The organism is Gordonia sp. NPDC003585 (assembly GCF_040610755.1).
Classification (GTDB): Bacteria; Actinomycetota; Actinomycetes; order Mycobacteriales; family Mycobacteriaceae; genus Gordonia.
Genome location: NZ_JBEXMX010000040.1, coordinates 1 through 22670 on the forward strand (window position 1 = coordinate 1; position 22670 = coordinate 22670).

Consider the following 22670-nt stretch of genomic DNA (forward strand, 5'->3'; position numbering starts at 1 on the left):
GCCACCCGCGCCGCAGCGACCCGCACATCCTCGGCAGCCCCCACCGCAGTGATCTCCCCGGTCCCGTCCTCCAACTCGGCCGTCCACACCCCACGCGCATCCAACGCGTCTTTACGGCGCTGACGCACCGCATCCGGGTCATGGCGGTACACCACCCGGTCGATCATGTCGCGCATCCGCGCCCGCGACCACGTACCTTTCCGGGTGCGCAACAACGCAGCGATCTCCGCATCCACCACAGGTGCCGCCGACGACTCGTCCAACAGTTCGGTGCGTGTCACCGCGAGTTGTGCTTGCCAGGGTGCGATGATCCCGTCGCGTAAACAGTCGAACACCTCGGGCAGCCGGTCCCGCAACGACACCGCCTCACCCAACAGTTTCTCCGCGGCACGCTGCCCGATCCCACGGGCGCGGGCGATCCGCGCCGCACAATCGGCGTACCCATCGGTCACGAACCCCGACCCGGATGGTTCGACGAGTTTGGCCGCCACATACCGGTCATAGAGCACCGCCGCGGACCGATACTCGGCATACGCCAACGACGCACGCCCACGATCAATCTCAGCCATCCCCAACAGAAGATCGTTGGTTGGGGTTTCATCCGGATAGGCCGGGTCGACCCCACCGAGCAGCCCGGCAGCAAACTGCTCAGGCCACGGCGACGGCGTCGACAACACAGACACGACAATCCCTTCCGACACGACGAACCAACGGATCGGGACCATCCGCTCAACATGCTCATCATCAAAAGGAATCAGACCGGCAACCCGGTCTCAGTCATCAACTACCCAGTCATCACATCCCGTGTACAAACCAAGCTAAACCATGCCACCGACAAAACTCGTCAGCCCTGGTCAGCGCCCTTCATGCCGGCGTTCCGGAGCAACGTCGGGCAGTGCGCATTCACGAGGAGCAGGTCGGGTTCGTGCGCTGCCCACATTTCCGCAAGTCGATCGTGGTTGTCGCGCACCCGCTTCCAATCCTGAGCGATCACACGCTCCATCAGCGTGAGTGCTCGCGGTACATCACCGCTGCCGTCGACCTGACCGTGGTGGTAGAACGAGTCACCGACGTGCAGGACCCAGTGATCACCTGCGTCGACCGCGACTGCGGCATGTCCGCGACTGTGCCCCGGCAGGCCGATGAGCACGATTCCCGGTGCGATGTCGGTGAGCTCGATCGCCGACGCAAAGCCGCGCCAGGCATCGCCCGCACCGGGATCGTGCGCCACGATGTGGGGTCCGTGTGCACGCGACGCGGGCCGATATCGTTCCCGTTCCTTCAGCGTCGCCGGGTGGTAGGCGATCTGGTGTTCGGCCGCGGTGAGATGCACTCGCGCATGGGGAAAGTCGGCCAGGCCACCGATGTGGTCGGCATCGAAGTGCGTGAGCACGATGTCGCGAACGTCGGCCGGTTCGTGGCCGAGCGCGCGTACCTGAGAGACTGCGGCTTCCGCGTCGTCGAAGACCGGTCGCACGTAGTGGCGTGCGGGACCGAACCTCTTGCCCGGGTACTTACGGTCGAGGAGACCGAGTCCGGAGTCGACCAGCGCCAGACCATTCGGCGTCTCGATGAGCAGAACATGACACACGAGACCTTCGGGAGTGCGCCACGGACGCATGGTGCCACAGTTCAGATGCCGGACCTTCATGCGACTACCCGACCACTCAACCGAGTTCGGCCAGCAGTCGAGCGGCGGCCTCGGGATCTCCGCCGATCAATTCTGCGTCGATCTGCTGGATCGGATTGGACCCGTCCCAGTTATCGGCAGCCATTTTGATGAGACCAAAGATCATGGCCTTGGCGCCGCCGACATCAGAGATCTCGACGACGGTGCCCGGATGATGCTCGGTGGCGAGATAGGCGAATCGACCGTCGTCACCTCCGATGCGGCCCTCCTGTCCGACCGTGAAACCCGCTGCGAGAGCGCGGTTGTAAAGTCCCTGATAATCGTCGGTCCAATACGCCACGTGCTGCACGCCTTGGTTGCCGGCGTCGAGAAAGTCGCGATACATCGACGGTGCGTCGTTGGTCGGGGTGATGAGTTCGATCTGAATGTCTCCGCTGTTGGCCACCGCAACATCCATCACCATCTCCGATGGTTCTCCGCGGTAGGTGAAATCGCCGGGCGCGACACCCTTCAGATAGAACCACGGACCAATGCCCGCGGCGAGGAAGCCCTGCATCGAAGCCTCGATATCTTGTACCACGTAACCTATTTGGCGAATGCTGCCGAAGAAGTTCGCGATCGGTTCGGGTGTCGGAGTCCTGTCGGCATGGGCGTCGGCGAACGAGAGCACGACCTTGCCGACCGCGGTGTTCGCAAGTAGCAGTGATGCAGCCTCGTCTGCGTCCTCGACGGCGTGAACCGAGTCGAGGCGTGGTGCGATCGCGCCGGAGGCGACCGCGGGAAGTACCCGGTCGGCAAGTGCGGCAACCACATCACCGAGTTCGGTTCGGGTTCGGATGCTGAAGGTGGTGCCGATCAACCGCTGCCTGCGGAACGCGATGGTATCGAGATCGATCGATGTGGCCGAGCCTCCAAGACGCCCGATAGTGACGATTCGACCCCCGATCGCCGTGGCAGCCGGCAACGATCGGAACAGTTCACCGCCGACATGATCGAGCACCACATCGACTCCCGCACCATCGGTGGCCGCCAGCACGGATTCGACGAGGTCTTCGGCGGTGGTGTCGATCGTCACGTCGGCACCGGCGTCGATGAGGGCGGACTTCTTGTCCGCGCTGGTGGTCGTGGCGACAACCACGGCAGCGCCGAGCGCCTTCGCGACCTGGATTCCGAGCAACCCGACGGCGCTCGTCCCACCGACGATCAAAATGCTTTCGCCCGTGACGAACCCGGCCTGTGTGACCAACGCGTCGTGCTCGGTGATCAGACCGACCGGCAGACTCGCTGCCTCGTCGAACGACAAGCCATCCGGGATGGGCACGACGAGCCGCGGGTGCGCAAGCGCGTAGTCGCCGAATGCGCCTGTCGTGATCCCCATGACCCGGGTACCTGCCGGCAGGTCAGGAGCGAGCGGGCTACCACGCTCGATCACTCCGGCGATCTCCATACCCGCCGTAAATGGGCCCTCGCCTTGCGAATTCGCGGTGTATGAACCGTCGAGCGCATACAGGTCGGCTCGGTTCAGCCCGGCGGCATGCACCTGCACACGCAACGCGCCCAACTGATCGGGCAGCGGGATGCGTTCGAGCAGCCAGGTCGTACCCTTTCCTCCGATCAGGGCGCGCATGGTCTCTGGTGTGTCCACTGGGGTCATCGTCAAGGTCTTTCGCGTCGTTGTCGGTCAGTTGTCGAGGTTGGGCGCAACGGTATTCGTCAGACGTGGGTCCGGTGCCGAACCAACCGCTCCGAGTGCACCTTTCAGAACGCCGAGGAGTTTGAGCAGCCCTCTGGGGCGTCGGCGGTCGATACCCGCGATGAGTTGTTTCAGGATCGTGAGTTGGTCAAAGTAGATGCGCTCGGTGACGAGATGTTCATTCTCGTCGAAGATGAAGTACGCGGTCATCCGCGTTCGATGTCGCGATCCGGTGGGTGGAATGCGGCCGAGTTGGCCGTTGTGGGTACCCAACAGCCAGAATTCGACGATCACCGCATCGTGGCTGTGCCGAAAGGCGATCAGCTCGTGGTCTTGGTCGGGAAACGCGACGCGAGTGTCGTGGCAGTAGTCGCGAACCTCCGCATCTCCGTCGTGCACCAGCATCTGTGCGATCAGCTCGTAGTGCGGATGCGGGAAAGTCGAGAGGGTAGCATCCCAGTCCTGTCGAACCTCGTCGTGAAAGTGGTCGAGCACCAGACGTTCTCGCTCACGGAGTACTGCCTCGGACGGAAGGACGAAGCGGGCGGGGAGGTGCGCGGCTGCAGTGGGCGTGGTGGACATTGCGGCTCCGATGGTTTTACCCACGGCGTGGGTTATCTGCAACTTAGAATACCCACGTTGTGGATTAATGCAATACTTGTTCATACTGGACACATGACGAGCGCCTCTGCGGCCGGCCCAACGAGGCGAGGCCGGCCCCCCAAGGGCAGCACCCAACTCTCCCGCGACGCCATCGTCACGGCCACCCTTCAGGTGATCGACGCCGACGGCATATCAGCGGTATCGATGCGCACAGTCGCCCGCGCACTCGGCGTCGACGCGAAGAGTCTCTACAACCACGTTGACGGCAAGGACGGCCTCCTCGACGCGGTGGCCGAGAATCTTCTCGGAAGTATCGCCATCCCACGGGCCACGGGTGATGCCGCGACCGACCTCCGCGGCATCGCCGACGCCTTTCGCGCTCGGGCGCTCGCACATCCCGAGGCCGCGTCGTTGGTGCTCACCCGTCAGCTGACCTCGATAGCCGGCTTGGCCCCCGTCGAAGCGCTGCTCGCAGTACTCAGGGATGCGGGCTGTCCGGTCGATGAGTCCGTGCGGTTGCTTCGCGTGCTGGTAGCCGCAATCATTGGGACACTGCTGCGCGAGGTCCACGCGGGACCGACGTTCGGGGCCACCGACGCCGAAGGGCGGTCGACCCGACGCGACGCACTCGAACGGACCGAACTACCCCACATCGTCGAAGCCGCAGCGGAACTGGCCCACTACGACCGCGACGCCGAGTTCCGATTCGCGGTCGACGCCGCGATCGAGATCACGCTGCACCGCGTTGCTCATCTCGGCGGCTGATCCGCGTCCGCCAGCGGCGCGATCCGAACCCGCAGGCATGGCCGGACGATCCCGGCGTCACTCTCGACATCTGTGAGAACGGGATCAAGCACGTCACCTGGGCAGTCGAAACCCGTTGTCGGATGATTCATCTTGAACATCGCCCGGGTACCGCGACCGGCTTCCCGCTCGCGTGTCAAGACCTTCATGACCGACATGGCGGCACCCCAACCGGCAGCAGGATGGTGATAGTCGCTCTGCGAGTAGGGCTTCTCGTCGTTGGGGCCGTAGCCGGCCTGGCCGCTCGGATGGTCGCTGACGTCCCGGTCGCTCATCGCTGCGCTCGTCGCACCTCAGGCAGCGGAGTGGAACCTGTCCGGTGGGACAGGAATCGAGCTGACCACTCCGTCTGAACATCTGAGCAGATGAGCAGGTGTCCTTGTGGCGGCTGTGACCTGTGCAACACGGTGGACGGGTACCACCCATTCGCCGCAAGGGAGTAAGACCGCATGGCCATCGAGCTGAACCAGATCTGGGACTTCCCGATCAAGGATTTCCATCCGTTCCCCAACGCCAAACTCGGTGTCGGCGCACACGACATGCTGGGCGTGGAGGCCAAGAACCTCGGCATGACGCGCGTGCTGCTGATGACCACCGGCCTGCGCGGCTCGGGCATCATCGAGGAACTGATCGGCAAGATCGAGTACCAGGGCGTCGACGTCGTCCTCTACGACAAGGTCGAGTCCAACCCCAAGGACTACAACTGCATGGATTCGGCTGCGCTGTATCAGTCCGAGAAGTGCGACGGGATCATCTCGGTCGGCGGCGGATCGAGCCACGACGCGGCCAAGGGCGCGCGTATGGTGATCGCGCACGACGGCCGCAACATCAACGAGTTCGAGGGCTTCTCCAAGGCCACCAACAAGGAGAACCCCAAGCACATCGCCGTATCCACCACTGCCGGAACGGGTTCGGAGACGTCGTGGGCCTACGTCATCACCGACACCTCGGACATGAACAAGCCGCACAAGTGGGTGGCCTTCGACGACACCTGTCTCGTCGACCTCGCGATGGACGACCCGCTGCTCTACTACAGCTGCCCCGAGCACTTCACCGCGTTCTGCGGATTCGACGTCCTCGCCCACGCGAGTGAGCCCTATGTGTCCCGCTTGGACTTCGCGCCATCGCTGGGCAACGCGAAATACTCGATCGAACTCATCCGCGACCACCTGCGGACTGCTGTGTACGAGCCCCGCAACCTCGAGGCGCGCACGGGCATGATGCACGCGCAATACATTGCGGCACAGGCATTCAACTCGGGCGGACTTGGCCTCATTCACTCGCTCTCGCATGCGGTGAGCGCGTTCTACGACAGCCACCACGGCCTCAACAACGCGATCGCCCTGCCGCGCGTCTGGGAGTACAACCTCCCCAGCCGCTACGAGCGCTACGCCGACATCGCCTCCCTGCTCGGCATCGACACCAGCAAGATGACCACCGTCCAGGCGGCCGACGCGGCGGTCGAAGAGGCGATCCGCCTGTCGAAGGATCTCGGCATCCCCGACAACTTCGGTCAGCTCTCCGTCGACAGCTACGACAAGAACCGGATGAACACCGGCAAGTACGAGGGCCGTGGCGACACCATGGACACCTCGGACAAGCAGGTCCGGGCCATCGCCGAGCACATGATGGACGACTGGTGCACCCCGGGCAACCCCCGCGAATGCACCGTCGAATCGTTGATCCCCATGGTCACGCACGCCATGACCGGGAGCTACTGAGCACTGATCGACAGTGGGGCGCTGTCGCGTCGCAGGCCGGGCCGGGCATCTCGATGCCCGGCCCGGGCTCACCCCGTTCGACCAATTCCCTTGCCTGGACGATGAATCCCTGGACGATGAATCGAGGAGACATGTCGCTCATGTCGACAGTGACCGACCAACCCACCACCTTCGAGAGCGTCGACGAGCTCGCTGCCGCTCTCGGCGAGCAGGGCTATCTGATCGATGACGAACTCGCCGTGGTGGTTCACCTCGCCACGCTGCTCGATCGGCCGCTGCTGCTCGAAGGTCCGGCCGGCGTGGGCAAGACGGAACTCGCGAAGGCACTCGCGGCGGCGTCGGGCCGGGAACTGATTCGCCTGCAGTGCTACGAGGGTCTCGACGAGTCACGCGCGCTCTACGAATGGGACTACGCACGACAACTCCTGCACGTGCAGATGCTGCGCGATCGCATCAGTTCCGAATTGGCCACCGAGACAACACTTTCCTCTGCATCGGCCGCGCTCGCACGCACCGACGTCGGCGTGTACACCGAGGACTTCCTCGTACCCCGACCACTTCTGGCCGCCATCATGTCCACGCTCCCGACCGTCCTGCTGGTCGACGAGATCGACCGCACCGACGAGGCGATGGAAGCGATGATGCTCGAGGTGCTCGCCGAGCGGCAGGTCACCGTTCCCGAGCTGGGTACCTTCGCCGCGCGATCGGCACCGTGGGTCATTCTGACCTCCAACGACACTCGCGAACTCTCGCCCGCCTTGAAGCGGCGGTGCCTGCACTTCCAGGTCGACTACCCGTCGGTGGATCGAGAACGGCGCATCGTCGCCGTGCGTGCACCCGAGGTCGAGGAGGCGGTCATCGCTCGCGTCGTCGAGATGGCCCGCGACCTCCGTGAGCTGCCGTTACGCAAGAGCCCGTCGATCGCCGAGGTCATCGACGCAGCCCGCGCCGCAGCGCTGCTGGGTGATCGCACCGGCGACCCGTCGACCAACCGGGCGCTGCTGTCACTGCTGGTGAAGTTCGGCACCGATCTCGACATCGCCCGACGCGCACTCGAGCGCCCGACGAAGAGCGAAACCATCTCCACCACAGGAGAAACCGGACCTCGAGGAACCGTCACCGCTACAGCGTTCGGGGCCGGTCGCGCCCGCAGCGCGCAACGCCGGTAGTTGCTGGTGCTCACCACCGAACGCCCGATATCACCGGGACGAGACGGCGCACTCGACCTTCTCGCCGTGCTCTTCGGACAGGTTCTCCGGTGTCACGGCGTCGCCGCGTCGCCCGCCGAGGTCATCGAGATTCGACGTGTGCTGTCGATCGTCGGGGCCGCGGACCTGACGCTCCTGCGTGCAGCGCTGCGCAGCGTGTGCGTCAAGTACACGCACGAGGCCGACGGCTTCGACCACGCCTTCGACCTGTTCTTCCTTGACACCACCGACGACAGCACTCCCGACGCCCTGCCCCGAACCCGTGGCGCCGCAGCCGAATTGCCCGATGACGTCGAATGGGACGAAGACTTCGAAGGTGCCGCCCGACGCATCGGCGCGGACGAACACACCGACGAGATCGGCGATCTCATGATCGACGATCCGGACGCCGCCGAACGTCACGCCGAGAGCGCCCATCGCGAGGAGAACGACTTCACCGTTTCGGCCGGCACCGAACAACTCGGTGTCGACGCGGAGAGCGACACCGTGTCCGGAGGCATCACGTACACCGTCGAGATCGACGAGGCCGACTCGGCCAGCGTCGGCGAACTCGTGGGGTCGGCAACACGGGTCCGGGGAACTCCGTTGGGGCTCAAGGACGCTGCGGCGATCCTGCGCGCGCTCGACGCCTACGATGCGCGCAGCGCCTATGGCACCGACGGCGCAGAAGGCCTCGACGACCGGCGTCGTGCCGAACTCGAACGCGCCTTGACCGCATTCATCGACGCTCTGGCCGCTCGCCTCGACACCGAGTTGTCGGTGCTCGCGCAGGACACCGACTTGGCGTCACGAACGACGACCGATCAGGCCGACATCGACCGCGCATGTCATCGCCTCGTGCAACGGATGAACGGCGCACCCCGTCGGGTCCCGCGTCGGACCGACCGCGGCCGGCTCGACATACGACGCACGATGCGAGCGTCGGTGCCGACCGATGGCGTGCCGGTCACGTTGTGGCGACGCGCTCGGACGCCCGGCCCGGTGCGCATGCTGATCGTCGCCGACGTCTCGCTGTCGGTGCGACCGGTCGCCGGCTTCATCCTGCGGCTCGCTCAGACCCTCCACCGGATGGGGCGGCACTGCGAGGTCGTCGCGTTCGTCGACCAACCCGTGCTCGTGACGTCGGCCCTGCGCGCCGCCCATACCGACGACGCCCTGGCCGCGGTGCTGGCAGCCGACGGCCTCGATCTCGCCGCGACGAGCGACTACGGATCGATGTGGTCGACGATGCTGGAACGCTTCGGAGATCTCCTCACCGCCCGAACCTCGGTGCTCGTGGTCGGCGACGCGCGCAGCAATGGCTTCGACCCCCGTATCGACCTCGTTGCCGAAGTATCCCGACGAGTCCATCGCCTGGCCTGGGTCACGCCCGAACCGTCGAGGTACTGGACCCAGGCGGGTTGCGCAATGGCCGACTACGCCGACCACTGCAGCACCGTGGTGAGTGCCCGCGACGGTGCGGAGATGCTGAGCCGCGCCGACGAGCTGGGTGCCGCGTTGAGCTGATGCTGAAATCCCGCGCAAAAAGAACCGAGATCCGACCCATCCGCCGACCATCCTCATCCGAACACCCGATATGAATCACAGTATGAATGTCCGGACCACCCGGCCCATCAGGCGTTGGTTGACGGCCCTCGTATGTGCGCTCGGCGCACTCGGGGGGTCGATCGTCGCGACCACCACCACGGCCCCAGCCGCGTCGGCTGCGCCCTGCTCCGACGTGGCGGTGGTGTTCGCGCGCGGTACCGCCGAACCCGCCCCGATGCTGGGGCTGACCGGTATCTCCTTCGTCGAGTCGATGCGGTCGCAGCTTCGCGGGAAGTCGGTCGCGGCCGAGGGCGTCAACTATGCGGCCAGCGACAAGTTCAACAATCGAGTGGTCTTTGTCCGCAGTGTCGCCGACGGTGTTCGGCAAACGCAGCGGGACGTGACGGCGATTGCCCGCAGCTGCCCGAAGACCCGGATCGTGCTGGGCGGATACTCGCAGGGCGCCGTGGTCGCGGGGTACGCGACGAGCGGCAAGATCGCGATCCCCGACCGCTACCGCCAGTACGAGCGTGAGGTACCTCCGCCGCTGCCCGCCGACGTCGCAAGCCACATCGCCGCGATCGTCATGTTCGGTGCGCCGTCGGACCGCTTCATCACCGACATCGGCGCGCCGCCGGTCCGCGTCGGCTCCGCCTATCGCGGCCGCACGGTCCGCTACTGCATCCCCGGCGACACCATCTGCAACGGCGCGCCCGTCGGCGGCCCGAACGCAACCCACGTCCTCTATACGGTCAACGGAATGACGATGGACGCGGCTCGATTCGCGGTGCGTCGCCTCTGAGTCCACTTCATGGGCGATGATGGTCGCGACGTCCGCGACCATCATCGGGAGAGAGCATGGCGACCGGGTTCGACCGCTTGATCCCGTCGTCGATGCTCGCCGTCGATTCCGACCCGGTAGGCCCGCTGTGGCGTGCCGCGCAGATCTTTCGCCTGGCGTCGTTCATCTACGCGCTCGGTTTCCAGATCGTCATCAACGACAACCTGGACAAGCCCGGTCTCACGTGGGCCCTGTTCGGCCTGATGACTGTCGCGAACGTCTGGTGGGCGACGGGCTACCTGGTCGGCTTCGGCCGCCGATGGTGGTTCGTCGCTTCCGAGGTGGCCGTGTCGGTGGTGATGATGCTGTCGACCTCCTACGTCGCCGACGAGGGATGGGTCGCGGGGAACCAGACCTGGCCGACCACGCTGTGGGTGGCCAATTGTGTGCTGTCGAGCGCTCTGCTCGGCGGTCCGGTGTGGGGTGTGATCACGGCGGTCGTCGTCGGCTGCGCCAACTTCTTCGTCAAGGACGACATCTCACTCAACTTCGGCCGCAACGCCACCCTGCTCCTGCTGATGATGACCGGACTGGCGGTGGGGTTGGCCGCGTCGCGGGCCCGGGTGACCCACGCCCGTCTGACCGCGGCCATTCGCACGGCCGCGCAGGCCACCGAACGCGAACGCCTCGCCCGCGAGGTGCACGACGGTGTGCTGCAGGTGCTCGCCCTGGTCGCGCGACGCGGCGCGGAAATCGGGGGTGACGCGGCCGAACTCGCTCGGCTCGCAGCCGAACAGGAGCAACGCCTGCGCCGACTCATCGCCGATCAACCCGAGACCTCGACGGGCGGCCCGACACCGTCGTCCGACGTCGACCTGGGTGCCGCGCTACGTGAACTCGGTGCCGACACGGTCAAGGTCAGCGCTCCCCGTGAGCCGGTACCGGTGTCGGCGCACATCGCCGACGAGGTGCTCGCCGCGGTCGACAATCTTCTGCACAACACCGCAGAGCATGCCGGGAGCGGAGCCCAGAGTTTCATCCTGCTAGAAGACATCGACGACGAGGTGGTGATCAGCGTCCGCGACGACGGACGCGGCATCGCACCGGGCCGGCTCGAGGCGGCACGGCAGGAAGGCAGGATGGGTATCGCCCGGTCCGTCGTCGGGCGTATCGAAGATCTCGGGGGTCGCGCGCAGCTGCAGACATCCCCCGAGTCCGGGACCGAATGGGAGCTGACGATTCCCCTTCAGGAGGGCCGCGTCCGATGACCGAGAAATCCGTGCGGGTGATGGTGGTCGACGACCATCCGATGTGGCGCGACGGCGTCGCCCGTGATCTCGCCGACGAGGGATTCGAGGTGGTGGCGACCGCCGATGGCGTGCGTGCAGCCACCGAACGGGCCGCCGCCGCCCAGCCCGACGTAGTACTCATGGACATGAACATGCCCGACGGCAACGGTGCGACCGCGACCGCCGCGATCCTCGAGAAGTGCCCCGACGCGCACGTGTTGGTGCTGTCGGCGTCCGACGAACGCGACGACGTCCTCGACGCCGTCAAGGCGGGCGCCACCGGGTACCTGGTCAAGAGCGCTCAGCGGGCCGAACTCGTCGCAGCGGTCCTCGCCACCTCGAATGGCCAGGCAGTGTTCACCCCCGGACTCGCCGGACTGGTGCTCGGCGAGTATCGCCGCATCGCCCGTGATCCCGGTCCGTCGACGCCGGTACTCACCGAGCGGGAGACGCAGGTGCTGCGGGAGGTCGCCAAGGGGTTGTCGTCGCGGCAGATCGCCAACCGCCTGTCGATCAGCCCTCGGACCGTCGAGAACCATGTCGGCGCATCGCTGCGCAAGCTGCAACTGGCCAACCGCGTCGAACTCACGCGCTACGCCATCGAACACGGACTCGACACGGACTGACAACTACCCACCGAAAGTGGGTACATCTACGCATGATCGTCGGGAGCCGGCGGTCGAAGGTGGACGGTATGAATGCCACCACTTCATCACCCGGCCCGGAGTCACCGGCCGACACCGTGAATCGCATCCGGGGAGAGTTCGCCGACATCACGCGGCGCCTCTCGCACGCATCCGATGAACTCACCGCACTGCACGGGGTTCTGTTGACGCAGACCGCTGCCCCCGCGCAACCGGTCCACACTCCCCCGATCCCGCCGCAGCCGACGCCGACACAGACGCCGCAATTGCATCCGTTGCAGCCACCAACAGCCACCTTCCCCCCTCCCCTGTTCACACCGAACCATCGTGTGCCGCAGTACGCGCCGACTCCGCCCCGGGTGCAGCCGCTACCACCGCCGCCCCGGCCACTTCCAGTCCCCCCGCGGGCCTCGACCGCCGAGAAGATGACCGCGGCGTCGGAGGGCGGACTGATCGGCAAGATCCTCGCCGGCATCGGTGTCGCGATCACGCTCATCGGCGTCGTGCTGCTCCTCGTGCTTGCCGCCCAGGCCGGACTGCTGCGTCCCGAGCTCCGCGTCGCCGGCGGCGCACTCCTCGCCGCCACCCTGTTCGGCATAGGCGTTCGACTCGGGCACAACGTGCAGAAGCGTTCTGGTGCAGTCGCACTCGTCGCGACGGGGGTGGCAGCCGCGCTGTTCGACGTGCTGGCCGCCACCGCGATCTACCACTGGCTGCCCGACTACGCCGCACTCCTCGTCGCCGCGGTGCTGGCCGGCGGCGGCCTGGTGGTCGCGCATGTGTGGGACAGTCAGGCCCTCGGCCTCATGGTCGGCATCCCGCTGGTTGTCCTCGCACCGTTCCTCGCCGGCGGCGACGACGAGATCCTGGTCGCCTTCCTGCTCACCTACGTCGCAGTGACGTTGTGGATTCAATTGGGCCGCAACTGGACTGCCATGTTCATCACCAACACGGCGGTCGGCACCCTACCTGTTCTGTACGGACTCGTGGCCTGGTCATCGGACGATCGGTGGTTCTTCGTGATCGCCGCATCGCTCAACGTCGTGCTGGCGATCGTGTCGGTGCTGGTGCTGATGCGGTCCTCGACTCGCCCGGTGATTCTCGCTCTGACGTCGTCGGCGACGGTGTTCCCGATGTTCGGCGCCGTGCACATCACCGGCGGTCCGCTGGCGTCGACGCTGCTAGGCGTCACCGCCGCAATCCTTCTCGCGCTGGCCGTCGCCGGTCGCCCGCTGGGCGTCCCGGTTCCCGTCCGGGTGGTGTGGCTCGCGACCAGTTCGGTCACCGCCCTCGTGGCCTGCGCGTCGATTCTCGAGGGTGCGGGTCTCGCCGTCGCCGTGGCCGGCATCGCCGTTGTCACCGCCTGCGCCGCCGCGGTCGGAAAGGTTTCGGGCACCGGAGGGGACCTGAACCTCACCGTCGCGGTCATCGCGACGATCGCCACCGGGATCTCGCTCGCCGGCACCCTGCTCTCCGGTGCTGTTGCCCAGCTGCTGTTCGCCGATGCGCTGCCGACCGGCGATCAGGCGCTGATGCTGATCACCGAGGTCCTCACCCTCGCCGCCATCGTCGTGCTGGCGTGGTCGTGGGCGCAGGGCGCCGGCGGCGAGCAGTTGGAGGCGATCTGGACGGTCGGGACCGTGGCCGCGTTGTGGCAGGTCACGCTGCTGTGCGTGGGACTCGGCGCACTGATCGGCGGCGGCAGCGACGCGGGAATCCGGGGTGGCCACGCGGCGGCCACGATCGTCTGGGTGCTCACCGGTGCGGCCGGTCTGCTGTGGGCCCGCCGCCAACGCGGCAGTGCACGCACCGTGACGCTCAGCGTGAGCCTGTCGATCATCGGTGCGGCCGTCGCGAAACTGTTCCTCTTCGACCTCGCCACGCTCGACGGCGTGTTCCGGGTGATCGCCTTCATCGTCGTCGGACTGCTACTGCTGTCGCTGGGCGTCGCCTACGCGCAGTCGCTCAACTCCGACGACGACCGTTCCGTCACCCCGCGTTGAGATCACGGCCCAGTGAGCCGACGACCGACCCGACTTCCCCGTCGAACTGATGACCGCCGACGGCGTGTTCATACAGACGAGCCTGGGGAAGTCGGGTCGCGTTGAGCTTCAAGTGCCCAACCGGCACAGCCTCATCGTCCCGACAATGGTGCAATGCGAGCGGGACTGTCGGCTGCCGATCGCGGAGGTCGTATTCGGCGATGTCCCAACCGTCCGAACTCCAGTCGGGCATGGCCAGCAGCACCGCCGCGTGCACCGCGATTCCCGGATCGTCGGACAGCACCTGCATCAGCATCGATGCACCGAAGGAGTGGGCGATGACCACGTCGGATGCACTCAGTGATGCCACGGCAGGACGAATGACCGCGGCCCGCGACATGTCGTCGGGCGGGATCACCGGATAGTCGAGCGTCATCCCCAGCGTCTCGGCGAATTCCTCGGCGAGTGGTCGGTCGTCGAGGTCGCCGCCCGCACCGTGAATGAACAGCAATCGTCTCGCCACAATCATCCTTTCGAGCTGCCCCGGAGGTGTCGACTCGGCAACGGGCGACAACTCATCGAAGAATTCGTCACCATCGATGTAGAGGATGGGTCGACGGCTCCGTCTCAGGTATGAACGCGGCCGCAGGGGTCGCGTCGGACCAGAGGAGAAAACAATGGCGAAGTACCTGCTTCTCAAGCACTACCGCGGCGGCAAGCCCGCCACCAACGACGTCCCCGCAGATCAGTGGACCGCCGACGAATGGGAGGCGCACATCCAGTTCATGCGCGATTTCTCCGACCGGCTCGTCGAGACCGGGGAGTTCGTCGACGCCAACGCCCTCGCCGAGGACGGGGTGTGGGTGCGCTATGACGGGGAAGGACGTCCACCGGTCACCGACGGACCGTTCGCCGAGACCAAGGATCTGATCGCCGGCTGGATGATGATCGACGTCGATTCCTACGATCGGGCACTCGAACTGGCCGGGCAGTTGTCGGCGGCCCCCGCGGCCGGTGGCCGACCACTCGGAGAATGGCTCGAACTCCGGCCGGTGATGAGCGAACCGCCCACCATCACCGAATGACCGAGCCCGACCGTGCAGGTGCCACCGCATTGAGCGGACAGGTTCCTGCGGTGATCGGCATCCTCGTCCGGCGCGGAGCAGACTTCGCGTCGGCCGAGGATGCTGTGCAGTCCGCACTGGTGCGGGCGCTGGAGACCGGGGAGCGGCCCCGGGACCCGAAGGCCTGGCTCATCACCGTCGCGTGGCGCAAGTTCTTGGATCAAGTGCGCAGTGATGGCTCACGGTCGGCACGCGAGGAAAGCGTCGCACGAGAGCCCGAACCCGGTGACATCACGGGAGCCGATGACTCGCTGTGGCTGTACTTCCTGTGTGCTCATCCGTCACTGACCTCGTCGTCGGCCATCGCGCTCACTTTGCGCGCCGTCGGCGGGCTGACGACCCGGCAGATCGCCGACGCCTACCTGGTGCCGGAGGCGACGATGGCGCAACGCATCAGCCGGGCCAAGCAGCGACTCCGTTCGGTGCGCCTCGATCAACCAGGTGATGCGAGCACCGTCCTGCACGTGCTGTACCTGCTCTTCAACGAGGGATACAGCGGCGAACTCGACTTGGCCGCCGAGGCCATTCGCCTGACGCGCCAGTTGTCGGAGTTGCTCGACGAACCCGAAGTGGACGGTCTCCTGGCGCTCATGCTGCTCCATCAGGCTCGACGCGAGGCGCGGATGAGTGCGTCGGGTGCCCTGATTCCCCTCGCCGAACAGGACCGATCCCGCTGGGACACCGCGATGATCGCCGAAGGTGTCGAGATAGTGCAGTCCGCGCTGGCCCGCGACCGGTTGGGCCCCTATCAAGCGCAGGCCGCGATCGCCGCCCTACACGCCGACGCCCCGAACGCCGACGAGACCGACTGGGTGCAGATCGTCGAGTGGTACGACGAACTGGTCGCGCTCACCGACTCGCCGGTCGTCCGACTCAATCGTGCCGTCGCCGTCGGGGAAGCCGATGGGGCCCCGGCCGGGCTCGCCGCCTTGGCCGACGTGGATCCCGGCGTTCCGCGGCACGCCGCCGTCTCGGCCTACCTACATGAGAGAATCGGCGACTTCGACACCGCCACAAACGAATACGCTCTCGCGGCGAGGGTAGCGACCAATGAGGCAGAGCGAGACCACCTCGCTCGCAAGTCTGCGCAATGTGCGCGAAAGCGGATCCAGGATCGCTGACCCTGCATAGCATGAGGCAGATGATCAAGCGTCTGCTATTGGTGATTTCCGGTCTCACGATGGCCATCGGCGGGTCGATCGTCGTGGCCGATGCGCCGGCGATGGCCGCACCGTGCGCCGACGTCGAGGTGGTGTTCGCGCGCGGCACCGTCGAATCCGCACCGCCGGTCGGGCTCACCGGACTCTCGTTCGGCGCGGCTCTGCGCCAGCGTCTGCCCGGCAAGTCGGTGAACGTCTACGGGGTCAACTACCCGGCGAGCGACAAATTCAACAACCGGCTTCTGTTCGCACAGACGGTCGCGAACGGTGTGCGTGACGCGCAGAACCGGGTGAAGTACGTCGCGGCGACCTGCCCGCGCACCCGGATCGTGCTCGGCGGTTACTCGCAGGGCGCGGTGGTCGCGGGTTACGCAGTCCAGGCCAACATCGAGGTTCCCGCCCGCTACCGCCAGTACGCCGACCGCGCACCCAAGCCGCTGCCGGCCAGCCTGTCGAAGAACATCGCGGCAGTGGTGCTGTTCGGTCCGCCGTCGGACCGGTTCATCCGCGATGTCGGCGCGCCGCCGATCCGGATTGCCCCGGCATACCGCTACAAGACCGTCCGGTACTGCATCCCCGCGGACACCATCTGCAACGGCTCACCGGTCGGCGGGCCCAACGTTTTCCACGTCCTGTACGCGGTCAACGGCATGACGGTCGACGCAGCGAACTACGTCGCACGGCGCCTGTGAGCTGAGTGCAGGGCCCGCTGGTCGATGCCGACTCAGCGCGGGAAGGCACGCGCTCCGAGGATGGTGTCACATGCGGCAGCACCCCGGTGGAGCCCGGCGTCGAACGCGGCGACCCGTTGCTCGCCGGCGCCATGGCCGGGATCGCCTATCTCCCGGAACAGATTGCGACTCTCCCGGACTACAGCGGACGGCAGCATCCGCTGGGAAACGAACCACGCGATTCCGACGCCGGACCAGCAGTCGGCGGATTGTTCCAGCGGGAAGAGTCGCCGGTTGTCACCGGACAGCGTGACGGCGACCGGGTCGAATCCGGCCCGCTCCTGTAGTCCGTGCCCCGACTCGTGCACGAGCGCGGTGATCGCCCGGACATCGCTGGTCAGGATTTTCGCGTCCCGCCTGGGCTCGATGAACGTCAGCCGATCACAGTGATGCAGGCCGAGACCGATGGGACCCACCCGAGCGAAACCACAGATCCCGTCGGTGGTGCTGCTCGGCCAGACGCCGACGCTCGGCTGCTGCACAAGGACGGTCTCACGCACGACGCCGCCCACACCGCGGTTACGCAGGAAGCGTTCGGTGAACGCGGCGCCGCAGCGCGCATACCGCACGAGGTCGGTGCCGCCACACGCCGCCGTCGACGGCTGGATGCGAACAGTTCCCCACGGCGACGCCTGCGCCGGTTGTGCCGGAACGGCTCCGAGCAACAGGGCCGCGGTCAGCATCGCGCCCGCGAGGACCTTACGCATCCAGTGGAGCCCCGTCGAACCGTTCCCAGGTGACGAACTCCTCCACCGGCCGGCGTCGCAACTTGGTGAGTTGTTTCACCGGCTTGCCGAGGGGTACGACGGCCGCGATTGCGTGAGTATCGGGTAATCCCAACAACTCTCGCATGGCGGGTTCCTCGGCAACCGCCATCGTGGTGAATGTGCCACCGAACCCGAGCGACCGCGCCGCCAGCAGCGTGTTCCAGATCAGCGGGTACACCGACGCCCCACTCACCACGCCGATCCGATCGAGGTTCTGGTCGACGGCCGCCACCACCGCGAGATCGACCGAGAAGACCAGCAGGACAGGGGCTTTCCCAACCGGTGCGACAAAGTCGTCGACGCCGGGCACCTCGGCGATCTCCTGCTGAGTGATGCCCGGCGGACGCACCGGGTTCCACGGACTCTCACCGGCGCCGCGTTGCGCGAGATAGCGTCGAGCCGCTGTCTTGCTCAACTCGGCGACGCGGGCGCGCGTGTCGGGATCACGGATCACCACGACGTGTCCGCCCTGTCGGTTGCCGCCGCTGGGAGCGAACCGCGCGAGGTCGAAGATCTGCCACAGCACCTCGTCGGACACTGGGTCGTCGGTGAACTCTCGCGCCGCGAAGGTCGTTCTCATCACCTCGTCGAGTTCCATGAACCCAACTATGCCTTGCCGCTGGTGCGTCCGTCCCCGCCTGCGGCGATCGCCCACAACACCAGGACCGGCTGGAAGAACAGGCGAACCAGTCGCTTGGTGTCAGTGTCGAGGCCGAACGCGTCGATACCGGCCACGTACTGGTGGATGTTGCCCGGGAATACCGCGACGAAGAAGGCCGCCACCACCCACGACACGATGCGACGGTGTCGGGGCAGCGCGATGAGCGCGGCACCCAGTCCGACCTCCACGACACCCGAGGCCAGCACGGTGAAGTCCTTGCCCAGCGGCACCCAATCGGGCACCTGTGCCTGGAACTCGTCGCGCTGGAAGGTCATGTGCCCGATCCCGGCGAGCGCGAGCACCACGCCGAGCGCGATGCGTGCGAACATCCGGCCGCGGGACTGGGGTGTGGTCGTGGGTGCGATCAGTGTCTTCAGGTCGGGCATCGAAACTCCTGTCGTCGTGTGCGTCGGCGGGGTATTCGGAACCATCCTCACACCGGATTGGCCGGGATTAGGCGAGTCTCGTCCGCTGATCGAGCCGCCCCCGCTGATCGAGCCACCCAACCGCTGATCGAGCCGACTCCGAGCCGCCCCACGCTGATCGAGCCGACTCCGAGCCCCCCACGCTGATCGAGCCGACTCCGAGCCGCCAGGCGAGGCGTCGTGTCGAGATCACTTCCGCGCCCACAGCCCTGTGGACAAGCGAACCACTATCCGGCACCAAAGCGCCAAAGTGTGTGCATGATCGGCTACTTGTACATCCTTGAATGCGCTGACGGCACCCTGTATGTCGGCAGTACGCGGAATATCGAGCTGCGATTCGAGCAGCACCAAAGTGGACGCGGCTCGCGGTACACGAGCAGCCGCCTACCGGTCAGGCTCGTGTACTTGCTCGAATGCCCCTCTGTCGCAGAGGCGTACGCGCTGGAGAAGCGTCCAGAACTGGTCGCGGGCCAAGCGTCTCGCATTGATCGAAGGACGGTTCGACCTGTTACCGGAACTGTCTCGACGGCGGGGTAAGTCGTACGGTTCGGAATAGTGATCTCGACACGGGTCCTCGCCTAGCGGCTCGGTCCCGGCTCGATCAGCGTGTGGGCGGCTCGGTCCCGGCTCGATCAGCGTGTGGGCGGCTCGGTGTCGGCTCGATCAGCGTATGGGGCGGCTCGATCAGGCGAAGGAATAGTGCACGTCGGTGAGGTCCTCGGCCACGTCCCACAACTGCGTGGCCACCGCACGATCCTGCGCGCGCGCCGACGGCGTCACGAGTGCCGGCGGGCCGGCGAGGCCCAATCGTCCTGTCGGACCGTAGTATTCGCCGCCGATAGCCCGAGGATCAGTTGCCGCGCGAAGGATCGAGAGCACACCTTCGGGCGGGTCCATGATGAAGCGGTCGGTCAACCACCGAAGCGACGGGGCGAAGTAGGCCCACTGCAGGAAACGGTTCTGCTCGCGCATAACGCCGGTTCGCGTCCCGCCGGGATGGGCTGCCAGAGAGGCTATCTCCGACTTGGCATCCCACAGCCGCCGGTCGAATTCGAACGCGAAAAGCATCTGCGCCAACTTGGCACGGGAATAGGCCGACGCCGAACTGAATCCGCGGTCGAGCCGTAGGTCATCGAAGTCGATGGCGCCGGTGCGGTGTGCGTGACTGCCGACCGTGACCACCCGACCGTCACCCGAAACCTTCGGCAGCAGAAGACCCGTCAGCGTGAAATGACCGAGAAAGTTTGTCCCGAAGTCCATTTCGAAACCGTCGACGGTGAGCTCACGTTGCGCACGCATCAGGCCGGCGTTGTTGATCAGCAGGTCTATGCTGTCGTTTCGGTCGATGATCTCTGCTGCCGCGCGTCGCACCGAGGACTGGTCGGACAGGTCGATCGTGACGACGTCCAGCTCGGCTCCCGGCACCATGTCGACGATGTCCGCGGCGGCGGCGGTCGCCGTCTGCTCGTTGCGGCACGCGAGGACGACGCGAGCACCCAGGGTGGCCATACCCATGGCAGCAGCGCGGCCGATGCCGGAGTTGGCCCCGGTGATGACCGCGGTGCGACCGGTCTGGGGTGGAGCATCGGCGAGCGTCCAACCCGATCTCGCCACGTCAGCCCCTTCGCCACCATCCGGACCCGATCATCGATCGGTCGACTGACTTCGTATCACATTGTCAACGAAACGAGCACCTCAGCGACCCACCCGCGCCGACGTCGTCGGCGATCGTGGAGTCGGGAAGAGCGCGCCCTCGTCGCAGAAACCGCACGTGTCGCCAGAAACCTCACTTGCGGTCAGGGACCGTCGGCAGTTCCGAAGGTCCCTGACCAGAAACGAGGTCCCTGTCGCCCCGGAGCATCCGCGCCGCCGGCACTCGCGACAACCGGAGCCGAATTGGGGAACGCGAGTGCTGCAGCACTCGCGTTCTCCAACTCAACTCGAGTTCTCGCAGGACGACGCGGGACATGGCCAGACCGAAGCCGAGGCCGCCCTGGGCGGTGATGTGCCATGGGTGGCCTCAGACCACACCCTGCGTCGAGTCGGCTCAACCGTGTGCTGCAGCACACAGATTCTCCAACAGGACACGGAGTGTCCGAGGCGCCTCCTCGGAAGGCTGCATTTCCCCAGTTCAGCGGGCTGTCACTACTCTTCGGATCGGCGACCCACCCGCCGACCTCGTCGGCGATCGTAGAGGCGGGAAGCGTCCGCCGGAGCGCGGCGCGGCGACGATGATCCACGAAAAATAGGGGAAGAAACTCGTCCCCTATCCCTGGAGTCCTCCCCGCGAATTTTCTCGCGGACGACTCAACAAGCAGGGGCAGAAAGTAGGGGAAGAACCTTCCCCTACTTTCAGTGGTCCGGCGCCTCGCTGACGTGGCCCGTTCGCCTGCCCTTCGAGGCATCCCTCGGCCGGCGCCTCGGGCACCTCAGAGAGCGGTGGGGTGGTGGACGCTTATGTGCAGGTCAGAGCGCTAGTCACCGACCTCTTCGAGTCAGGGAGCGGTAGGAGCCACTCGCACCTCAGCTCAGGAGCGGTAACCCGTCAGGCGGAGACGGGCGCGGGTGCCGAGGTGAATCTGCCCGCCGGCTCGAAGCGGCCCAGCACGTCGTCGGCCGGTTCGCCTGCGACGGCGGAGATGAAGCCCAGGACGTCGTCGCGGCTCTCCAGCGTGAGCAGCGGGTTGGGCTCCGACAGCAGGCCGAAGAGAGCCGACGCGATCTTCTCGTCGACCGCCGCAGCCGGGAAGGAGAGTTCGAGGTGAGTGGCGTAATCGGGGTCGCCGAGGTACAGGCGCGTCACCTCGACCGCCGCCTTTCCGCGTCGCTCCCAATGCTTTTCGAACTCCTGTGAGAGCCACTCGGCGCTGAACTCACCGTCGTTCGCAGCGGCGGCCTTGACCAGTTCGGCGACCTGGATCAGGGTGTTCTGCGCGCCCTGCCCGGCGACCGGGTCGACGGCGATGGCGGTGTCACCGATGGCGGCCACCGGATGGCCGCTGCGCGTCGTCGCGACTGCCTGGCGGACGGTCGGGGTCACCGCGCCCTTGAGCCACGACACCGGGTCAGACTCGATGACCTGCAGCTTCTCGATAACCGGTGCGTCGTGCGGGAAGTACTCGTCGAAGATCTCGACGATGGCGGCGCGGGCCGACGCCGCGTCGTGCACGTCGTCGATCTTGGGCGCCCAGGCACCGCCGGGCTTGGCGAACACGATGAACGACCAAGTTGCACCGGCGTCCTTGTGCAGGAACGGTCCGACGAAGACCTCGCCGTTCTCGCTGTCGAGGTTGAACAGCGAATGACCGCCGCCCTCACTGCTGCGGTAGGCGAAGGTCTGTGGGCCGTGATCGAGCCCGGTCAGCGTGACCTGCAGGAGGCGGCGCTGCGGCTCGCGGTAGTGAGTGCGCGACTCGTCGACGGGGAACAGGGTCGACAGCCCACCCTTGCCGGTGGCGACCAGCGTGATGTCGGCGTCGGCGGCGATCGCGTCGAGACGGTCGAGGTCGACGGACTCCACCGAGAACCGACCCCCGCGATCCAGGAAGCGCCCGAGCCGGTCGTCGGCACGCAGGCGAAGATCGACGGCCTGGGCGACATAGCCGTAGTCGGGGTTGAACTCGAGCACGTCGGCCCGCTCGTCGCCACTGCCCGAGTGCAGGCGAACGCTGATACCGGTGGTGTTACCGACCTCGTACAGATCGTCGATGATCTCGGCATCCCATTCGCGCGACTTGCCGAACAGCACGCCGACACCGGTCGGGGGCACCTCGTTGCGCAGAGATGCGCGGTCGCGGTCGCTGTAGAGCGTCACGTCGAATCCGGCGTCGGCGAATCCGAGCGCGGCACTGGTCCCGGCCAGTCCCGCGCCGACGATCGCGACCTTGCGACGGCTGTCTGCTGTCATGATGTTTCTCCCT

Annotated in this window: 22 protein-coding genes and 1 pseudogene; 12 read left to right on the top strand and 11 right to left on the bottom strand. The window is 66.3% G+C overall.

The features are described 5' to 3' along the window. From ABZW74_RS12865 to ABZW74_RS12880, 4 genes are all read right to left on the bottom strand, one after another. Positions 1 to 683: DUF222 domain-containing protein (locus ABZW74_RS12865; protein ID WP_355276652.1), on the bottom strand; the 683-nt coding region annotated here is incomplete at its 3' end. Between the two features lie 161 nt (positions 684 to 844). Then, positions 845 to 1651: an MBL fold metallo-hydrolase gene (locus ABZW74_RS12870; RefSeq protein ID WP_355276654.1), complete on the bottom strand. Its 807-nt coding sequence runs from the start codon at positions 1649 to 1651 to the stop codon at positions 845 to 847. 16 nt (positions 1652 to 1667) lie between these two features. Continuing rightward, complete coding sequence (locus ABZW74_RS12875; RefSeq protein ID WP_355276656.1) at positions 1668 to 3275, bottom strand: zinc-binding dehydrogenase; 1608 nt, start codon at positions 3273 to 3275, stop codon at positions 1668 to 1670. Positions 3276 to 3311: 36 nt separating this feature from the next. Continuing rightward, on the bottom strand, positions 3312 to 3905 hold the full coding sequence (locus ABZW74_RS12880; protein ID WP_355276658.1) for an ester cyclase: 594 nt from the start codon (positions 3903 to 3905) through the stop codon (positions 3312 to 3314). A 93-nt stretch (positions 3906 to 3998) separates the two neighbouring features. On the opposite strand from ABZW74_RS12880, the gene ABZW74_RS12885 reads away from it, so the two are divergent. Beyond that, positions 3999 to 4691: a TetR/AcrR family transcriptional regulator C-terminal domain-containing protein gene (locus ABZW74_RS12885; protein WP_355276660.1), complete on the top strand. Its 693-nt coding sequence runs from the start codon at positions 3999 to 4001 to the stop codon at positions 4689 to 4691. On the opposite strand, the gene ABZW74_RS12890 is transcribed toward ABZW74_RS12885, so the two are convergent. Continuing rightward, entirely contained in the window at positions 4676 to 5005 is a 330-nt protein-coding gene (locus tag ABZW74_RS12890) for a hypothetical protein (RefSeq protein ID WP_355276662.1), read from the bottom strand. The genes ABZW74_RS12885 and ABZW74_RS12890 overlap by 16 nt on opposite strands. A 174-nt stretch (positions 5006 to 5179) precedes the next feature. Here ABZW74_RS12890 and mdo point away from each other — a divergent pair, with 174 nt between their 5' ends. The 7 genes from mdo (at position 5180) to ABZW74_RS12925 (ending at position 13903) form a co-directional block, all read left to right on the top strand. Continuing rightward, on the top strand, positions 5180 to 6451 hold the full coding sequence (mdo, locus tag ABZW74_RS12895; RefSeq protein ID WP_355276664.1) for an NDMA-dependent methanol dehydrogenase: 1272 nt from the start codon (positions 5180 to 5182) through the stop codon (positions 6449 to 6451). Between the two features lie 140 nt (positions 6452 to 6591). Continuing rightward, positions 6592 to 7620, top strand: coding sequence for a MoxR family ATPase (locus tag ABZW74_RS12900; RefSeq protein ID WP_355276666.1), 1029 nt, complete (start codon positions 6592 to 6594; stop codon positions 7618 to 7620). Between the two features lie 6 nt (positions 7621 to 7626). After that, on the top strand, positions 7627 to 9165 hold the full coding sequence (locus ABZW74_RS12905; protein WP_355276668.1) for a VWA domain-containing protein: 1539 nt from the start codon (positions 7627 to 7629) through the stop codon (positions 9163 to 9165). Between the two features lie 82 nt (positions 9166 to 9247). Continuing rightward, a complete protein-coding gene (locus tag ABZW74_RS12910) occupies positions 9248 to 9988 on the top strand; it encodes a cutinase family protein (RefSeq protein WP_240857816.1) in 741 nt (246 codons plus the stop codon). Between the two features lie 56 nt (positions 9989 to 10044). Then, positions 10045 to 11235, top strand: coding sequence for a DUF5931 domain-containing protein (locus ABZW74_RS12915; RefSeq protein WP_355276670.1), 1191 nt, complete (start codon positions 10045 to 10047; stop codon positions 11233 to 11235). Continuing rightward, complete coding sequence (locus ABZW74_RS12920) at positions 11232 to 11882, top strand: response regulator transcription factor (protein ID WP_355276672.1); 651 nt, start codon at positions 11232 to 11234, stop codon at positions 11880 to 11882. Before ABZW74_RS12915 ends, ABZW74_RS12920 begins: the two co-directional genes overlap by 4 nt. A 68-nt stretch (positions 11883 to 11950) precedes the next feature. Further along, complete coding sequence (locus ABZW74_RS12925; protein ID WP_355276674.1) at positions 11951 to 13903, top strand: DUF2339 domain-containing protein; 1953 nt, start codon at positions 11951 to 11953, stop codon at positions 13901 to 13903. Here ABZW74_RS12925 and ABZW74_RS12930 read toward each other — a convergent pair. After that, entirely contained in the window at positions 13890 to 14411 is a 522-nt protein-coding gene (locus ABZW74_RS12930) for an alpha/beta hydrolase (RefSeq protein WP_276614877.1), read from the bottom strand. The two genes, ABZW74_RS12925 and ABZW74_RS12930, sit on opposite strands and share 14 nt — an antisense overlap. A gap of 148 nt (positions 14412 to 14559) precedes the next feature. On the opposite strand from ABZW74_RS12930, the gene ABZW74_RS12935 reads away from it, so the two are divergent. From ABZW74_RS12935 to ABZW74_RS12945, 3 genes are read left to right on the top strand one after another with little or no spacing between them, the layout of a single operon-like run. After that, on the top strand, positions 14560 to 14967 hold the full coding sequence (locus tag ABZW74_RS12935; RefSeq protein ID WP_240857821.1) for a YciI family protein: 408 nt from the start codon (positions 14560 to 14562) through the stop codon (positions 14965 to 14967). Then, on the top strand, positions 14964 to 16127 hold the full coding sequence (locus ABZW74_RS12940) for a DUF6596 domain-containing protein (RefSeq protein ID WP_355276677.1): 1164 nt from the start codon (positions 14964 to 14966) through the stop codon (positions 16125 to 16127). The genes ABZW74_RS12935 and ABZW74_RS12940 overlap by 4 nt, the downstream gene beginning before the upstream one ends. An 11-nt stretch (positions 16128 to 16138) precedes the next feature. Beyond that, on the top strand, positions 16139 to 16858 hold the full coding sequence (locus tag ABZW74_RS12945) for a cutinase family protein (protein ID WP_355276679.1): 720 nt from the start codon (positions 16139 to 16141) through the stop codon (positions 16856 to 16858). 32 nt (positions 16859 to 16890) lie between these two features. Here ABZW74_RS12945 and ABZW74_RS12950 read toward each other — a convergent pair whose 3' ends face one another. From ABZW74_RS12950 to ABZW74_RS12960, 3 genes are read right to left on the bottom strand one after another with little or no spacing between them, the layout of a single operon-like run. Continuing rightward, positions 16891 to 17604, bottom strand: coding sequence for a hypothetical protein (locus ABZW74_RS12950; RefSeq protein WP_355276681.1), 714 nt, complete (start codon positions 17602 to 17604; stop codon positions 16891 to 16893). Continuing rightward, the gene (locus tag ABZW74_RS12955; protein WP_355276683.1) at positions 17597 to 18262 is read right to left on the bottom strand and encodes a nitroreductase family protein; all 666 of its coding nucleotides are present in this window, start codon (positions 18260 to 18262) and stop codon (positions 17597 to 17599) included. The genes ABZW74_RS12950 and ABZW74_RS12955 overlap by 8 nt, the downstream gene beginning before the upstream one ends. A gap of 8 nt (positions 18263 to 18270) precedes the next feature. After that, complete coding sequence (locus ABZW74_RS12960) at positions 18271 to 18711, bottom strand: DoxX family membrane protein (RefSeq protein ID WP_240857826.1); 441 nt, start codon at positions 18709 to 18711, stop codon at positions 18271 to 18273. Between the two features lie 297 nt (positions 18712 to 19008). Here ABZW74_RS12960 and ABZW74_RS12965 point away from each other — a divergent pair. Further along, a pseudogene (locus tag ABZW74_RS12965) lies at positions 19009 to 19306 on the top strand (GIY-YIG nuclease family protein). A gap of 128 nt (positions 19307 to 19434) precedes the next feature. Here the strand turns inward: ABZW74_RS12965 and ABZW74_RS12970 are convergent. Continuing rightward, complete coding sequence (locus ABZW74_RS12970) at positions 19435 to 20364, bottom strand: oxidoreductase (protein WP_240857827.1); 930 nt, start codon at positions 20362 to 20364, stop codon at positions 19435 to 19437. Positions 20365 to 21295: 931 nt separating this feature from the next. Further along, positions 21296 to 22657, bottom strand: a complete 1362-nt coding sequence (locus ABZW74_RS12975) for a styrene monooxygenase/indole monooxygenase family protein (RefSeq protein ID WP_355276685.1) — start codon at positions 22655 to 22657, stop codon at positions 21296 to 21298. Between the last annotated feature and the right edge of the window lie 13 nt (positions 22658 to 22670).

Bases quoted from the DNA above. Each gene is read 5' to 3' on its own strand.
- ABZW74_RS12870 (WP_355276654.1), bottom strand. From the start codon at position 1,651: ATGAAGGTCCGGCATCTGAACTGTGGCACCATGCGTCCGTGGCGCACT.
- ABZW74_RS12880 (WP_355276658.1), bottom strand. From the start codon at position 3,905: ATGTCCACCACGCCCACTGCAGCCGCGCACCTCCCCGCCCGCTTCGTC.
- ABZW74_RS12885 (WP_355276660.1), top strand. From the start codon at position 3,999: ATGACGAGCGCCTCTGCGGCCGGCCCAACGAGGCGAGGCCGGCCCCCC.
- ABZW74_RS12890 (WP_355276662.1), bottom strand. From the start codon at position 5,005: ATGAGCGACCGGGACGTCAGCGACCATCCGAGCGGCCAGGCCGGCTAC.
- mdo (WP_355276664.1), top strand. From the start codon at position 5,180: ATGGCCATCGAGCTGAACCAGATCTGGGACTTCCCGATCAAGGATTTC.
- ABZW74_RS12900 (WP_355276666.1), top strand. From the start codon at position 6,592: ATGTCGACAGTGACCGACCAACCCACCACCTTCGAGAGCGTCGACGAG.
- ABZW74_RS12910 (WP_240857816.1), top strand. From the start codon at position 9,248: ATGAATGTCCGGACCACCCGGCCCATCAGGCGTTGGTTGACGGCCCTC.
- ABZW74_RS12915 (WP_355276670.1), top strand. From the start codon at position 10,045: ATGGCGACCGGGTTCGACCGCTTGATCCCGTCGTCGATGCTCGCCGTC.
- ABZW74_RS12920 (WP_355276672.1), top strand. From the start codon at position 11,232: ATGACCGAGAAATCCGTGCGGGTGATGGTGGTCGACGACCATCCGATG.
- ABZW74_RS12925 (WP_355276674.1), top strand. From the start codon at position 11,951: ATGAATGCCACCACTTCATCACCCGGCCCGGAGTCACCGGCCGACACC.
- ABZW74_RS12930 (WP_276614877.1), bottom strand. From the start codon at position 14,411: ATGATTGTGGCGAGACGATTGCTGTTCATTCACGGTGCGGGCGGCGAC.
- ABZW74_RS12935 (WP_240857821.1), top strand. From the start codon at position 14,560: ATGGCGAAGTACCTGCTTCTCAAGCACTACCGCGGCGGCAAGCCCGCC.
- ABZW74_RS12940 (WP_355276677.1), top strand. From the start codon at position 14,964: ATGACCGAGCCCGACCGTGCAGGTGCCACCGCATTGAGCGGACAGGTT.
- ABZW74_RS12945 (WP_355276679.1), top strand. From the start codon at position 16,139: ATGAGGCAGATGATCAAGCGTCTGCTATTGGTGATTTCCGGTCTCACG.
- ABZW74_RS12950 (WP_355276681.1), bottom strand. From the start codon at position 17,604: ATGCGTAAGGTCCTCGCGGGCGCGATGCTGACCGCGGCCCTGTTGCTC.
- ABZW74_RS12955 (WP_355276683.1), bottom strand. From the start codon at position 18,262: ATGGAACTCGACGAGGTGATGAGAACGACCTTCGCGGCGCGAGAGTTC.
- ABZW74_RS12960 (WP_240857826.1), bottom strand. From the start codon at position 18,711: ATGCCCGACCTGAAGACACTGATCGCACCCACGACCACACCCCAGTCC.
- ABZW74_RS12975 (WP_355276685.1), bottom strand. From the start codon at position 22,657: ATGACAGCAGACAGCCGTCGCAAGGTCGCGATCGTCGGCGCGGGACTG.